This window comes from Selenomonadales bacterium 4137-cl, from assembly GCA_032334055.1.
Lineage (GTDB): Bacteria > Bacillota > Negativicutes > Sporomusales > UBA7701 > Anaeroselena > Anaeroselena agilis.
In genome coordinates this window covers 4312505-4326368 of the sequence record JAUOZS010000001.1, presented here as the reverse complement: position 1 = coordinate 4326368, position 13864 = coordinate 4312505, and the positions used below count along the sequence as shown (strand labels likewise).

The window sequence follows — 13864 nt, the reverse complement described above, 5'->3', positions numbered from 1 at the left end:
AGTCAATTCCCTTCGTTCTTTTGGTCGGTGAGGGCGAGCCAGTCTTCGTATTTGGCGTCGAGGGCGTTTTTGCAGGCGGCGTAGCGGTCGGCGGCCTGGCGGGAGGTTTCGGGGTCGCCGTGGGTGGCGGGGTCGTTGAGGGCCGCTTCGCAAGCGGTAAGTTCGGCTTCGAGGCCGGCGATTTCTTCTTCGAGCTTGCGGGCGGCTTTGGCGGCGTCGGGGGGACGCTTTTTCGCGGCGGCGGCCGGGCGGGACGCGGCGGGCCTGGCGGCGGCAGTCGTGGCGGCCTGGCGGGCGGCAAGCTGCTTCTGCCGGCGGTAGTAGCTGTAGTCGCCGAGGTATTCGCTGAGGCGGCCGTCGTCGAGTTCGACGACGCGGTCGGCGACTTTGTCGAGGAAGTAGCGGTCGTGGGAGACGGCGACGATGGTGCCGGGGAAAACGGCGAGGGCGGTTTCGACGGCTTCTTTGGCGGTGATGTCGAGGTGGTTGGTGGGCTCGTCGAGGAGGAGGACGTTGGCTCCGGAGAGCATTAGTTTAAGGAGGGCGAGGCGGGCTCTTTCGCCGCCGCTGAGGTCGCCGATCCGTTTGAAGACGTCGTCGCCGCAGAAGAGGAAGTGGCCGAGAAGGCCGCGGGCCCTCTCCTCCCCCATCCCGAAGCCGTGGACGATTTCGTCCAGCAGGGTGCCGTGGCCGCTGAGGGTTTCGTGCTGCTGGGCGAAGTAGCCGATGTGGACGCGGCTGCCTTTCTTGATCCGCCCTTCGCGGGGGTCGAGTTCGCCGGTGAGGAGCTTGAGGAGGGTGGTTTTGCCGGCGCCGTTGGGGCCGACGAGGGCGACGGATTCGCCGCGGCGGACGAGCAGCGACTGGCGTTCGAAGACCGTCCTGTCGCCGTAGCCGGCGGTGACTTCGATGAGTTCGGCGACGCGGTCGGCGCATTCGGCCGGGGCGGGCAGGTCGAATTCGAGCACTTTATCGCGGCGCATGAGTTCGATGCGTTCGAGGCGGTCGAGCTGGGACTGGCGGCCGCGGGCCTGCTTGGATTTGATGCCGGCTTTGTAGCGGCGGATGTATTCCTCGGTTTTGGCGATCTGGCGCTGCTGTTTTTCGTAGGCGCTGAGGAGGGCGGCGTCGCTCATGGCTTTTTGTTCGAGGTAGCGGCTGTAGTTGCCGGCGTAGGCGGCGAGCCGCCCGCCCTGGAGGTCGAGGATGCGGCTGACGGTGTTGTCGAGGAAGTAGCGGTCGTGGGAGATGATGAAGACGCTGCCGGCGTAGCCCTGGAGGAATTCCTCCAGCCATTCGACCATGGCGATGTCGAGGTGGTTGGTGGGTTCGTCGAGGAAGAGGAAGTCAGGCGTGCGGCAGAGGGCTTTGGCGAGGTTGAGGCGGGTCTGCTGGCCGCCGGAGAGGGTGGCGACCGGGCGGGCGAGGTCTTCGTCGGCGAAGCCGAGGCCGAAGGCGACGCGGCGGATGTCTGTGGCGTAGTGGTAGCCGCCGGACCGCTCGAAGTATTCGATGTCGACGGCGTAGGCTTTCATGAGGCGGGCGAGTTCGGTTTCGTCCTTTTCGGCCGCCATGCGCCGCTCGGTTTCCCGGAAGCGCCGCTGGCATTCGAGGACGTCGGTGTAGGCGTCTTCGAGGTATGCGTAGACGGTCCCGTCGCCGGCGACGGTCTGCTGCCTGACGTAGCCGACGGTGGCGCCGGGGGTGAGGCGGACGTGGCCTTTGTCGAGGGGCTCGAGGCCGAGGAGGCAGCGCATGAGGGTGGTTTTGCCGGCGCCGTTGGCGCCGATGAGGCCGACTTTTTCGCCGCTTTGTATTTCGAAGCCGATGTTGTCGAAGATGGTGTCGACGCCGAACGATTTGCTCAGTTGGTCAGCATGGAGAGAGGCCATTGTTTGTTGCTCCGTCGGTGGTGGATTTGCGCGGGCGGGATATGCCGCACTGCTAAAATTATATACGATTGGCGGCGATATTGAAAGGCGGGCTGGTAAATGTCAACGCCCCCGCCATGCGGCGGGGGCGGGTTGTTATTTGATTTTGGCTTTGAGGATTTCGACTGCTTTGTCGAGCTGGGGGTCTTTGCCGCTGGTGTCTTTGTCGGACGGGGGTTCGACTTTGACGTCGGGCTCGATGCCGATGCCGTTGATGGAACGGTCTTTGGGGGTGTAGTATTTGGCGATGGTTAGTTTGACGGCGGTGTTGTCGCCGAGGCCCATGATGGTCTGGACGGAGCCTTTGCCGTAGGTTTTGACGCCTACGAGGGTGCCCGCGCCGGTGTCCTGGACGGCGCCGGCGACGATTTCGGAGGCGCTGGCGCTGCCGCCGTTGACGAGGACGGCGAGCGGGTATTTGACGGCGTCGAGGTAGGAGGAGTGGACTTCGCGCTGGCCGTTCCGCTGGACGACGGAGACGATGGGGCCTCTGGGGACGAGTTTGCCGGCGACTTTGACGCTTTCGCTGAGGAGGCCGCCGGGGTTGTCGCGCAGGTCGAGGACGATGGCTTTCATGCCTTGCTGCTCGAGTTCCTGGTATTTGCGGGCGAAGTCGGCGCCGGTCTGTTCGTTGAACATCGACAGGCGGATGTAGGCGATGTTGCCGGGAAGCATTTTGCCGGTGACGGTCTTGAGCTGGATGTTGGAGCGGGTTAGGTCGTAGTCTTTGGTGTCCTGGCCGCGGCGGATGGTGAGGGTGACTTTGGTGCCTTCGGGGCCGCGGATTTTGCTGACCGCTTCGTCAAGGGCGAGGTCTTTGGTGTCGTGGCCGTCGATTTTGACGATCTGGTCGCCGCTTTTGATGCCGGCTTTGTCGCCGGGGGTGCCTTCGATGGGGGATACGACGGTGAGGACCTTGTCCTTGACGCCGATGACGATGCCGACGCCGCTGAAGGAGCCTTCGGTTTCGATGAGGAATTCGCGGTACATGCGTTTGTCGAGGTAGACGGAGTGGGGGTCGCCGAGGGCGCCGACCGCGCCTTTGATAGCGCCGTTCATGAGCGTTTCGACCGGGACGTCTTCGACGTAGCGGGCCTTGACCTGCTGGATGACCCGGAAGAGTTTGACGGCGCCGACGGCGTCGCCGGTCCAGGACTGGAGCAGGTAATAGAAAGTCCCCGCGGTCAGCAGGAAGGTGGCCGCGACGAGGGCGACGGCTCCCGCGAGCAAGCGCCGGTTAAGCAATATTTACACCTCAATTCGGGGTTGACGGTACTCATGGCCAAGATTGCCCAGAACGGCGGCCTACCCCTTGCGGGTGCGCCGCAGCTGAACTTAAAGCAATCTCCTGTTAACTATATGTAGAATCTCTCCCGCCTATTCAACCTAGGGCAAATATCCGAGCGGGCTGACGGGCGAGCCGTTCTGGCGTACTTCGAAGTGGAGATGGGGGCCGGTGGAGTAGCCGGTGGAGCCGACGCGGGCTATGACCTGGCCTTTGTAGACGCGCTGGCCTTCGCCGACGAGCAGCTCGGAGGAATGGCCGTAGAGGGTGGAGATGCTGCCGCCGTGGTCGATGATGACGGCTTTGCCGTAGCCGCCCATCCAGTCGGCGTAGATGACGACGCCGCCGTCGGCCGCGCGGATGGGTTCCCCGTAGTCGGCGCCGATGTCGATGCCGCTGTGGTAGCGCTGGGTGCCGAAGATGGGGTGGGTGCGCCAGCCGAACGGGGAGGTGATGGGGCCGGTGGCCGGCCAGATGAGGGTGCCGGTGGCGCCGCTGGCGTCTTGGCCGCCTGATTGGATGTTGCGGATCATTTGTTCGATGCGGCGGGAGGTTTCCTGGAGCTCCTGATAGGCCCGCTCGGCGGTGTCGCGCTCGTTGACGGCGGAGTTGAGGACCTGCTCGCGTTCGTTGCGGCGGCCTTCGATGAGGCGTTTTTTGGCGAGAGCCACCTTTTCGAGTTCGATGATGGCGAGGCGGTCGCGTTCGAGTTCGGCTTTTTTCCGGGTGACGAGTTCGCGCTCGAGCCTCACTTTGGTGATTAGGGCGGCGTCCTGGGCGAGGACGCGTTTCAGCAGGTCGGCGCGGGTGGTGAAGTCGCGGAAGTCGGTGGCGCCGAGGAGAACGTCGAGGTAGCTGACCTGGCCGTTCTTGTAGATGTCGCGGATGCGCTTGTTGAGGATTTTGGTGCGCTCGGCAAGGCTCTTTTCGGCCTTGGCGAGGATCTCTTTGTTGAGGACGATCTGCTGCTCGGTGTAGGCCCGCCGCGACTGGATGGCGTTGTAGTCGTCAAGGGCGGCGTCAAGGTCGGTCTGGATGAGACGTAGCTGTTCGGCGACGCTGGTGACCTTTTGCTGGGCCTCGGCGGCTTTTTGCTGGTGAAGCTGCATTTGCTGCTGGATGTCCTGCAACTGGCGCTGGTGGTCTTCGATTTCGTTGGCGAGGGCGGGCAGCGCGGCGGCCGACGTGAGCAGCAGGGCCAGCGCGAGTGCTGTAATGCGCCGTTTGTCCATCGAATACCTCCTTTATACCTTCATGAATCTTTTCAGGGATATGGTGCTGCCGAGGGCGCCGATGACGGTGCCGGCGGCGAGGATGAAGACGCTGACATAGGTGAGGAAGGGATACTTGGGGATGAGGGGCAGGAAGACGAGTTTTTGGTAGATCTGCCCGGTAAGGACGGTGTATGCTTCGATGAGGAGGAAGACGGCGATGCCCGCGCCGCAGAAGCCGAGGATCATGCCTTCGATGAGGAAGGGCCAGCGAATGAAGGAGTCGGTGGCGCCGACGTATTTCATGATGCCGATTTCCTTGCGGCGGGCGAAGACGGTGATGCGGATGGTGTTGGAGATTATGAAGAGGGCGGCGAGCGCCAGGAAGAGTATCAAGGCGAGGCCGATGAGACGGATCATTTTGGTGAGGGTGAAGAGTTGTTCGATGATTTCCTGCCCGAAGCGGGCGTTTTCGACGCCTTTGAATTTGGCGACAGCCTCGGCTACCGGTTTGACCATGCCGGGCTTGTCCACCTTTACTTCGAACGCGTTGGGCAGGGGGTTGGTGTCGCCGAGGACGGCCAGGATGCCCTGCTGCTCGCCGAGGCGCTGTTTGAAGCGGGCCAAAGCCTGATCCTTGTTGACGAAGGTGACCTGGACGACGCCGGGGACTTTGGTGATGCGGGTGCCGACTTCGCGGGTTTCCAGGTCGGTGAGGTTGTCCTTGAGGTAGACGGATATCTGGACCTGGGATTCGAGGGTGGAGGCCATGTGGTTGAGGTTGAGGACCATGATGAGGAACATGCCGAGGATGAGCAGCGACAGGGCGACGGTGCTGACGGAGGCGATGCTCATCAGGCCGTTGTGCCTAAGTGAGGAGAATGCTTCGCGGATGAAGTATTCGAAGGTCCTAACTTTCATAGCCGTACTGCCCACCTTCCTGGTCGCGGGCGATGCGGCCCTGCTCGATTGCGATGACGCGTTTTTTCATGGCGTCGACGACCATTTTGTCATGGGTGGCCATGACCATGGTGGTGCCGGCTTTGTTGATGCGTTCGAAGATTTTCATGATTTCCCACGAGGTGTCGGGGTCGAGGTTGCCGGTGGGTTCGTCGGCGATGACGATGGTGGGGTTGTTGACGATGGCGCGGGCGATGGCGACGCGCTGCTGTTCGCCCCCGGAAAGGTGCCCCGGATAGGTGCGGGCTTTGTGGCGGAGGCCGACGAGGTCGAGGACGTGGTGGACCCTCTTCTGGATTTCGCGCCGCGGCGATTCGATGACTTCCATGGCGAAGGCGACGTTATCGTAGACGGTTTTGTTGGGGAGCAGGCGGAAGTCCTGAAAGACGATGCCCAGGCCGCGCCTGAGGTACGGGACTTCGGCCGGCTCGAGTTCGGCGACGTTGCGGCCGTTGACGCTCAGTTCGCCGCTGGTGGGCAACTCTTCGCGGAAAAGGAGTTTTATGAAGGTGGATTTACCGGCGCCGCTGGGGCCGACGATAAAAACGAAGTCACCTTTGTCGATGGCGACGTTGATGTCGGAGAGGGCAACAGAGCCGTTGCTGTATATCTTCGAGACTCCAGCCATATGAATCACGGATGCCATTCCCCCTTTGTGTGAGTGGTGCTGCAGGCAGGGCTTGGACTAGCAAGTCATGTCCATCCAACTTATTTTTTTTCGACTTTTTTAGCGAAAAACCTTCTTTCCTGCGCAAAATTGTCCGATCGGTCGATTTTTGTCGGCGGGGGTGAGGGGCAATACCAGGTGCTGTGGCGAAGAACGCAGGCTGTGCGCCGGAGTTACGGCGCAGTACGCCTATGTTCTCCGCCCTCTCCGGCGCGTCGTCCGTTCCCCGAAATGCGCCACGGCCGTTCAGAACCCCTTAGATGCAAGGCGCACCGGAGGAGCGAGCAGCGCCGCGTACTCGAACGTACGCAAGCAATCGCTCCGAGGAGCAACGCAGCAGATGAGGGGTTATCAACGGCCGCTAGTTAATTAGCGTAGCAACTCAACTAAGTATACAGTAGCCACTCCTAAGACCCCCAGCAGGCCGAAGTACCACAGGGCGACCTTGATCCGCTGGCCGAGGCCGAGGTTGTAGTAGCGGGCGCCGGGGTCGACCCCCTCCCCTCTCCACAGTTGGGCGAGGGAGAAGGCGAAGATGAAGAGGATGAGGAGGTTGCGGGTGTAAAAAAACAGCGCCCCGGCGGCGAAACTGCCGAGCCACCACATGCGGGGCGAGATGGCGGCGGCGATTTTGCCGCCGTCGAGAGGGGCGCAGGGGATGAGGTTGAAGAGGTTGAGGAGGCAGGCCGTGTAGGCGAGGACGAGCATGAGGGCACTGTCGGTCCAGAGGTAGAAGACGAGGCAGACGAGGGCGCTGAGGGTGCCGGCGGCGGGACCGCCGACGGCGATGTTGGCTTCCATTTTGGCGTTGATGGGCGGCTGGCGCAGTCTGATGACGGCGCCGAGGAAGGGGACGAATACGGGGGTGGACGATCGCAGCCCGACGACGCGGGCGGCTACGAGGTGGCCGAGTTCGTGGGCGAGGAGGAGGACGGTGAAGCCGACGGCGAATTTCCAGCCGAAGGCGAGGGCGTAGAGGGCGAGGGAGATGAGCATGGTGGCGGCCATGGCGGCGGCTTCGCCAAGGCCGAGGGCGGCGACGGCCATGACGACGCAGATGGCGATGCGGCGGAGGATTCTGTTGCCGAGATGGACGACTTTCCAAAGGGCCATGACGGTACCTCCCTGCGCGGGTGGGCGCTTGAAATCTGGACCGTCCTCCCGATTTGCCGCTGCGGCTGATAAAGGCCAAGATGCAAGGGGCACCGGAGGAGCGAAGCCGCGGATGGGCGTTTTGCGGCCGCAGCAATGAAAAAAAGAGACTTGCTTAAAGTATATGCTTTAAACAAGTCTCTTTATATTTTGTCCTGAAACTAGCGTTTGCGTTCGACAACCCGCTTGGCGGCGCGGACGATGTCGGCGACGGTGAGGTTGTATTTGGCGAGGAGGGCGTCGGGGGTGCCCGATTCGCCGAAGGTGTCGAGGATGCCGACTCTTTCCATGGGTACGGGGGCATTTTCGCCGAGGACTTCGGCGACGGCGCTGCCTAGGCCGCCGATGACGGAGTGCTCTTCGCAGGTGACGACGGCGCCGGTGTCGCGGGCGGCTTTGACGATCGCCGCGCTGTCGATGGGTTTGATGGTGGGCATGTTGAGGACGCGGGCGCTGAGGCCGGACTGGGTGAGCTCGTCGGCGGCCCGGCGGGCGGGGGCGACCATGACGCCGCAGGCGATGATGGTGAGGTCGGCGCCTTCGGCGAGGAGGGCGGCCTGTCCGGGGGCGAAGCGGTAGCTTTCCCCGAAAACGTCGGGGACGGCCATGCGGCCGAGGCGGAGGTAGACGGGGCCTTTGTGTTCGGCGGCCCAGGCTACGGCCTGGTGGGTCTCGGTGGCGTCGGCGGGGACGATGACGGTCATGCCTGGGATGGCCCGCATGAGACCGATGTCTTCGATGGCCTGGTGGGTGGCGCCGTCTTCGCCGACGGTGAGGCCGGCGTGGGTGGCGCAGATTTTGACGTTGAGCCGGGGGTAGCCGACGGAGTTGCGTACCTGCTCGTAGGCCCGGCCGGCGGCGAACATGGCGAAGGTGGAGACGAAGGGGATCTTGCCGGCGGCGGCGAGGCCGGCGGCGGTGCCGATGAGGTTCTGCTCGGCGATGCCGACGTTGAAGAACCGGCCGGGGTAGGCTTTGGCGAAGACGTTGGTTTTGGTGGATTTGGAGAGGTCGGCGTCAAGGACGATGATGTCCTCGTAGCGCCCGCCGAGTTCTTTTAAAGCCTCTCCATATGCTTCACGGGTTGCTTTTCCCATGTATGTATACACCTCAATTCAAAAACGTATCCTCGGATTGCCGGTCTGGTCGTAAAATGTCCAGATGCAAGGCGCACCGGAGGTTGACACCGGAAGCGTACTCGAACGTACGCTGAGGATGGCAACCGAGGAGCAACGCCGCAGATGGGCGTTTTACGGCCTGACCCTTGTTAACCGCAAAGTTCTGCCAGGAACTTTACGCACTCCTCTGAGCTAGGGGCTTTACCGTGCCAGTCGGCGATGCCTTCCATGCTGCAGACGCCTTTGCCTTTGACCGTTTTGGCGACGATCATGGTGGGCTTGCCTTTTACCGTTTTTGCCGTTTCGATGGCGTCGTAGATGGCGTTGTAGTCGTGGCCGTCGATTTCAAGGACGTGCCAGCCGAAGGCCCGCCATTTTTCGGGGATGGGCAGGGGCGACATGACTTCGCTGACCGGGCCGTCGATCTGGAGGCCGTTGTAGTCGACGAAGGCGGTGAGGTTGTCGAGTTTGTAGTGGGCGGCGAGCATGGCGGCTTCCCATATCTGGCCTTCTTCGAGTTCGCCGTCGCCGAGGAGGGCGTATACGCGCCAGTCCTTGCCGTCGACGCGGCCGGCGAGGGCCATGCCGTTGGCGGCGCTGAGGCCCTGGCCGAGGGAGCCGGTGGACATGTCGACGCCGGGGACGCTTTTCATGTCGGGGTGGCCCTGGAGGCGGCTGTCGATCTGGCGGAGGGTGCAGAGTTCGCTATGGGAAAAGAAGCCGCGCTCGGCCAGCGTCGCGTAGAGGACAGGGGCGGCGTGGCCTTTGCTGAGGACGAAGCGGTCGCGCTCCGGATCGGCCGGGGCATGAGGATCGACGCGCATGACGGCGAAGTAGAGGGTGACGAGGATGTCGGCCGCGGACAGCGAGCCGCCGGGGTGGCCGGATTTGGCGGCGGTGACCATTTCGATGATGTTTTTGCGGACCGCTGTGGCCCGCTTGGCCAGTTCGGCGAGTATTTCGGGGGTGAGCTGCGTGGACATAGGTACCTCCTTCTGGAACGATACTTAAATCATCTGAAATTATATAAATGCATTTGGCTGTTTTTAGCTTTATCCCGCCGGCTATGTTTCCGGCTGGGAGCGGCTACACGCTGCGTCGGCGGTCTTACGTAGGCTCGTCGTTTTCCCAAAACTGCCGGGAGGTCGTTTAAACGTCCAGATGCAAGGCGCACCGGAGGTTGACACCGGAAGCGTACACGAACGTACGCTGAGGATGGCAACCGAGGAGTAACGCAGCAGATGGGCGTTTAAACGGCCTCCCCCTATAACTGCCGACGGGTAAAGCCTTCGCCCATTACTTCGTGGGCGTCCGCCACGATCACAAACGCCGCCGGGTCGACGCTGTTGACGAGCTCCTTGAGGCGGACGACTTCGTTGGTGGCGACGACGCAGAAGAGGATTTCGCGCGGTTGGCGGGTGAAGCCGCCTTTGCCCTGGAGGAAGGTGACGCCGCGACCCATTTCGGTCATTATCCGGTTGGCGACGGTTTCGGAGGCGTCGCTGACGATGAGAAAGGCTTTGGCGGTGCTGGGGCCTTCCTGGACGAGGTCGATGATGTGGCTGGTGAGCCACAGGGAGATGAGGGCGTAGAGGGAGAGTTCGGCGCTTTTGAAGGCGATGCCGGCGGAGGCGATGACGAAGAAGTCTACGGCCAGGAGGGCCTGGCCGAGGCTGATGCGGGTAATTTTGTTGATGATGGCGGCGGCGAGGTCGGTGCCGGCGGTGGTGCCGCCGAAGCGGAAGACGATGCCCATGCCGACGCCGGAGAGGACGCCGCCGTAGAGGGAGCTTAGAAGGAGGTCGTGGGTGAGGACGGGGGTGAAGGGGGCGGTGAGGTCGATGGCGGCGGCGAGGATGGCGGCGCCGTAGAGGGTCCGGACGCCGAATGTGGCGCCGAGGACTTTGATGCTGGCCAGGAAGAGGGGGATGTTGAGGGCGAGCATGGTGACGCCGACGGGGGCGCCGACGAGGTAATGGAGCACGGTGGCCATGCCGCTTACGCCGCCGGCGGCCACTTTGTTGGGGATGAGGAACATATTAAGCGCGACGGCGGTAAGGACCGCGCCGAGCGTTATGCCGGCGTAAGTACGGAATCCTTTCGGCATGCTAACCCCGCTTCCGGTTCTCGATCAGGGCCATGGCCAGTTCGGCGTTGCGGAACGCTTTTTGCCTGAGTTCGCCGATCCGCGCGGCGCGCTCTCTGCTGGGGTGCCTGATTTCCGGCCACAGGGCCCGGACCTTGGCGAGCAGGGCGTCGGCGGTGAAGTTCTGCAGGGTGCCTACCGGCTTATCGCCTACGGTTTCGAGGAAGCGGTCGATCTTGGGGTCGTAGGAGATGCCGATGAGCGGCACGTGCATTACGGCGGCGAAGATGAGGGCGTGAAGCCTGATACCGATAAGCATGTCCAGGTTGCCCACGAGTGATAACAGTTCGCTGGTGGTATATTCTTCCTCGAGAACGGCGGCCGGCTGTTTCATCCGGTCGGCGATCCTCCGGGCGATGTTCATGTCGTCGGGCCATTGCATGGGCAGGAAGACGAGACGGGCGCCGCATTCGGCTACCAGCCTGTCGGCCGCTTCGGCCAGGGTGGTTTTGTAGTAGGTCCAGTCTTTCCATTCGCGGACGGATATGCCGATGAGGGGGGCGTTGCCTTCGAGGTCGCGCTTTTTGAGGATTGCCCGGCCGATGCCCTTGTCGACCTGGTGAAGGGCGAGGACGGGGTCGGCGGTGACGTGGATGGGCGGCACGTCGACGCCGAGGGATTTGAGTTCGGTGCGGGAGCCTTCGTCGCGGACGGTGATGAGGTCGACCATGTTGCCGATGTGGCGCATGGCGCCTTTGGCCATGGCGCCGCGTACCGGGCCGATCCCCTGGGCGTAGAGCATGACGGGTTTGCCGAGTTTTTCGGCGAGCATCATGATGCTGAGATAGTAGTAGAGGCTGCGGTCGCTGGTGACGTCCTGGAGGAGGCTGCCGCCGCCGCTGATGAGCAGGTCGCTTTTCCTGAGGATGCGGATGATTTCGGGGTAGTTGAGGCGAAATACGGAGGCCACGCCGTGGCGGCGGCGGGTGTCGGCCGGACAGCCGGAGATGACGGTGATCCTGACCGCGGGGTTTACGTCGGTCAGGGCTTCGATCATGGCTGTCAGCATCGCTTCGTCGCCGGCGTTGCCGAATCCGTAGTATCCGGAGATGACGATCTCACTCATGAGGGGCAAGTCTCCTTCCCAGCAAGAACGAGAGATAGTGCAGGAGCTGCACGGCGACGACGGCGAGGATGCCGATGAGGGCTCCTACCAGAAGCCCGTCGAGGCCCCTGACCAAGGACATAAAAACAGGGGTGCGCAGGTGGGCGAAGGTTTCGACCATCGAGCCCTGCCCCACGGTGGCGGCGACGATGAGGACGTAGTGGGCAAGCCGCGGCCACTGCCGGTAGAGGGCCAGGACGGCAACAAGAAAGGCGGGGTGGCCGATGAGGAATTCCTTCTCCCGCGGCCGGGCGTACATGGTTTGTTCGAGGAAGGTCCTGAGTTTGATTTCGAAGGCGGGGACGGGCACGCCGGCGGTGTGGCCCGAGCGGCCGATGAATACCCAGGCGGCGCCGGCGCCGGCGGCGAAGAGGAGCAGGGTTTTGACGTAGACGGGGTAGTCGAGGACGCGTTTGAGCTGGGCGACGACGGCCTGCGGGCTGTCGATGCGCCCGCCGCCCCACGGGTTGTAGCGGACGATGTAGATGACGGTGATAAGGAGGAGCGGCAGGATAAGGGTGAGCTTCACGCCGCGGAAGATTTCGATTTCGAGCAGGAAGCGGATGTCGCCGAGGACGGCGCCGAGGTAGAGGCCGCCGGCCAGGGACATGAGGGTGGCGACGGTGAGGCCGCCGAGGCCGTCGACGAGGATGCGCGCGAGCGCTGAGCCTTCCCGGGGCGGACTGCTCCGCCAGCGGTCGAGCTGCCAGGTCATGGCGAGGGTGGGGAAGAGTACGGCCGCGGCGAGGGCGGTGGCCTGGCGGGCCAGGGTGCCGCCGCCGGCGAGGACGGGGATGGCGAGGGCCAGGGCGATGACGATGAGGAGGATGTATTGCCAGCGGACGGGAAACGGCCAGACGAGGGTGAGGAAGAGGACGCCGGCCGCGGTGACGCCGAGGATGACGACGGCGAGCAGCCAGGGGGCCGGGAAGTAGGGCTGGAAGACGCCGGCCCGGCCGAGGGTGAAGCCTTTGGCTTCGACGGCCTTTTTGACGCCGCTGATGTAGCGGAGATTGGTTTCGGTGAGGCTCTGACCGGGGTCGGTGCGTTCGAATTTGCGCAGCAGGTTGACCCTGATGTTGCGTTCGCGGTCGGAAAGCGCCCAGCGGTTGATGGCGGTGTTGACGGCGATTCTGGGCTGTTCGTCTTTGGGGATGACGTAGACGCGGGCGGCCCGGTAGCCGGCCGCGGCGGCGATGGCGGTGAGGCCCTCCTGCTTGATGAACTGAAGTTGGACGGGATGCTCGATCATGTAGAGGGTGTAGCCGCTTTCGGCGATGAGGCGGGCGGTGAGCGGCAGGAGGTCGGGGAAGCCGAGGGCTTCCTCGCCGACGAACATCAGGCCGCTGATGTGGGCGGCGAAGGGGCTGAGGCGCGCGAAGACGGCGCTCACGTCGTCGGGTTTGACTTTGGTGTAGTTGCTGGGCCGGGCGACGATGGCGAAGCCGTTGTCGGCGGCGTCCTGCATCTGATGGCTGGGAAGGCCGAGGTTCCATTTGAGGGTTTTGTCGAAGCTGGTGTCGACGGCTACGGCCAGGCGGTTGTCGAGCGGGGTGAGGGAATGGACGCGGCCTGCGCCGAGGCGCCGGGAGAGGTCGGCGGTGAGTTCCTCGAAGAAGCTTTGGTCGCCGGGGTTCTGCCTGTCGGCGAATATGTATACCTGTGCGGGATCGATGCGGCCGCCACTTTCCTGGAAGAGCGGCTTGTCGATTTCGCCGGAGCGGTAATGGGCGAGAAGCTCGGCGCCGGGGACGACGGTGAGTTTGCCGCTTTTCTGCAGTTTTTCGAGGGTCATTTCGTAAACGGCGAGGGAGGTGAGGCCCGCTTCTTTGAGCATGCGCATCATTTCGGGCACCGGCACGCCTTCCATCTGTGCGAGTTCGACGACCTCCTCGTAGTCCATGACGGTTTCGACCCGGGAGTTGCCGACTTCGACGGTATGACGCTGCCAGCCGATCGCCAGGGCGGCGAGGAGACCGGCAAAGATGAGGGCGACCAGGAACCGGTTGTATCTGAAGTGTGTCAAGTTTCTCCCACCTTGTTTATGATTGGCGCGGCTGCGGCAGGGAGCGCGGCACTATATTTTTCCTTATTTAACCATCATTTATGCAGTGGTCTGGCAAAGATGCGAAACATTACATTATTCTGCCACTCGGCAAAAATGTCCTGCCTGGTATCGGGAAAACAAGCTGTGGCTGCTCTTAAAAAGTCAATCTGCGGCGTTGCTCCCCGGCGGGCAGCGCGTGAAGCACGGGAACGTCGGGGATGGAGAACGGAAAACCCGGCGGA

At 63.1% G+C, this 13864-nt stretch carries 11 protein-coding genes; all 11 read right to left on the bottom strand.

From position 1 onward, the window contains the following. Nucleotides 1–2: 2 nt before the first annotated feature. The 11 genes from Q4T40_22140 to Q4T40_22090 all read right to left on the bottom strand — a co-directional run bounded on the left by Q4T40_22140 (nucleotide 3) and on the right by Q4T40_22090 (nucleotide 13601). Nucleotides 3–1892, bottom strand: a complete 1890-nt coding sequence (locus Q4T40_22140) for an ABC-F family ATP-binding cassette domain-containing protein (GenBank protein ID MDT8903942.1) — start codon at nucleotides 1890–1892, stop codon at nucleotides 3–5. Between the two features lie 135 nt (nucleotides 1893–2027). Next, nucleotides 2028–3176 (bottom strand): S41 family peptidase, encoded by a 1149-nt coding sequence (locus tag Q4T40_22135; GenBank protein MDT8903941.1) that lies wholly within the window; start codon nucleotides 3174–3176, stop codon nucleotides 2028–2030. A 141-nt stretch (nucleotides 3177–3317) separates the two neighbouring features. After that, nucleotides 3318–4448, bottom strand: coding sequence for a peptidoglycan DD-metalloendopeptidase family protein (locus tag Q4T40_22130; protein ID MDT8903940.1), 1131 nt, complete (start codon nucleotides 4446–4448; stop codon nucleotides 3318–3320). Nucleotides 4449–4460: 12 nt separating this feature from the next. Then, complete coding sequence (gene ftsX, locus Q4T40_22125; GenBank protein MDT8903939.1) at nucleotides 4461–5348, bottom strand: permease-like cell division protein FtsX; 888 nt, start codon at nucleotides 5346–5348, stop codon at nucleotides 4461–4463. Further along, the gene (gene ftsE / locus Q4T40_22120) at nucleotides 5338–6024 is read right to left on the bottom strand and encodes a cell division ATP-binding protein FtsE (GenBank protein MDT8903938.1); all 687 of its coding nucleotides are present in this window, start codon (nucleotides 6022–6024) and stop codon (nucleotides 5338–5340) included. Before ftsE ends, ftsX begins: the two co-directional genes overlap by 11 nt. Nucleotides 6025–6423: 399 nt before the next feature. Further along, complete coding sequence (locus Q4T40_22115) at nucleotides 6424–7167, bottom strand: site-2 protease family protein (protein MDT8903937.1); 744 nt, start codon at nucleotides 7165–7167, stop codon at nucleotides 6424–6426. A gap of 200 nt (nucleotides 7168–7367) precedes the next feature. Then, the gene (locus tag Q4T40_22110; GenBank protein ID MDT8903936.1) at nucleotides 7368–8303 is read right to left on the bottom strand and encodes a transketolase family protein; all 936 of its coding nucleotides are present in this window, start codon (nucleotides 8301–8303) and stop codon (nucleotides 7368–7370) included. Nucleotides 8304–8473: 170 nt separating this feature from the next. Beyond that, nucleotides 8474–9307, bottom strand: coding sequence for a transketolase (locus tag Q4T40_22105; protein ID MDT8903935.1), 834 nt, complete (start codon nucleotides 9305–9307; stop codon nucleotides 8474–8476). A 281-nt stretch (nucleotides 9308–9588) separates the two neighbouring features. After that, a complete protein-coding gene (locus Q4T40_22100; protein ID MDT8903934.1) occupies nucleotides 9589–10431 on the bottom strand; it encodes a YitT family protein in 843 nt (280 codons plus the stop codon). A 1-nt stretch (nucleotide 10432) separates the two neighbouring features. Next, the gene (gene csaB / locus Q4T40_22095) at nucleotides 10433–11536 is read right to left on the bottom strand and encodes a polysaccharide pyruvyl transferase CsaB (GenBank protein ID MDT8903933.1); all 1104 of its coding nucleotides are present in this window, start codon (nucleotides 11534–11536) and stop codon (nucleotides 10433–10435) included. Next, nucleotides 11529–13601: a DUF5693 family protein gene (locus Q4T40_22090; GenBank protein MDT8903932.1), complete on the bottom strand. Its 2073-nt coding sequence runs from the start codon at nucleotides 13599–13601 to the stop codon at nucleotides 11529–11531. Before Q4T40_22090 ends, csaB begins: the two co-directional genes overlap by 8 nt. Nucleotides 13602–13864 lie beyond the last annotated feature (263 nt).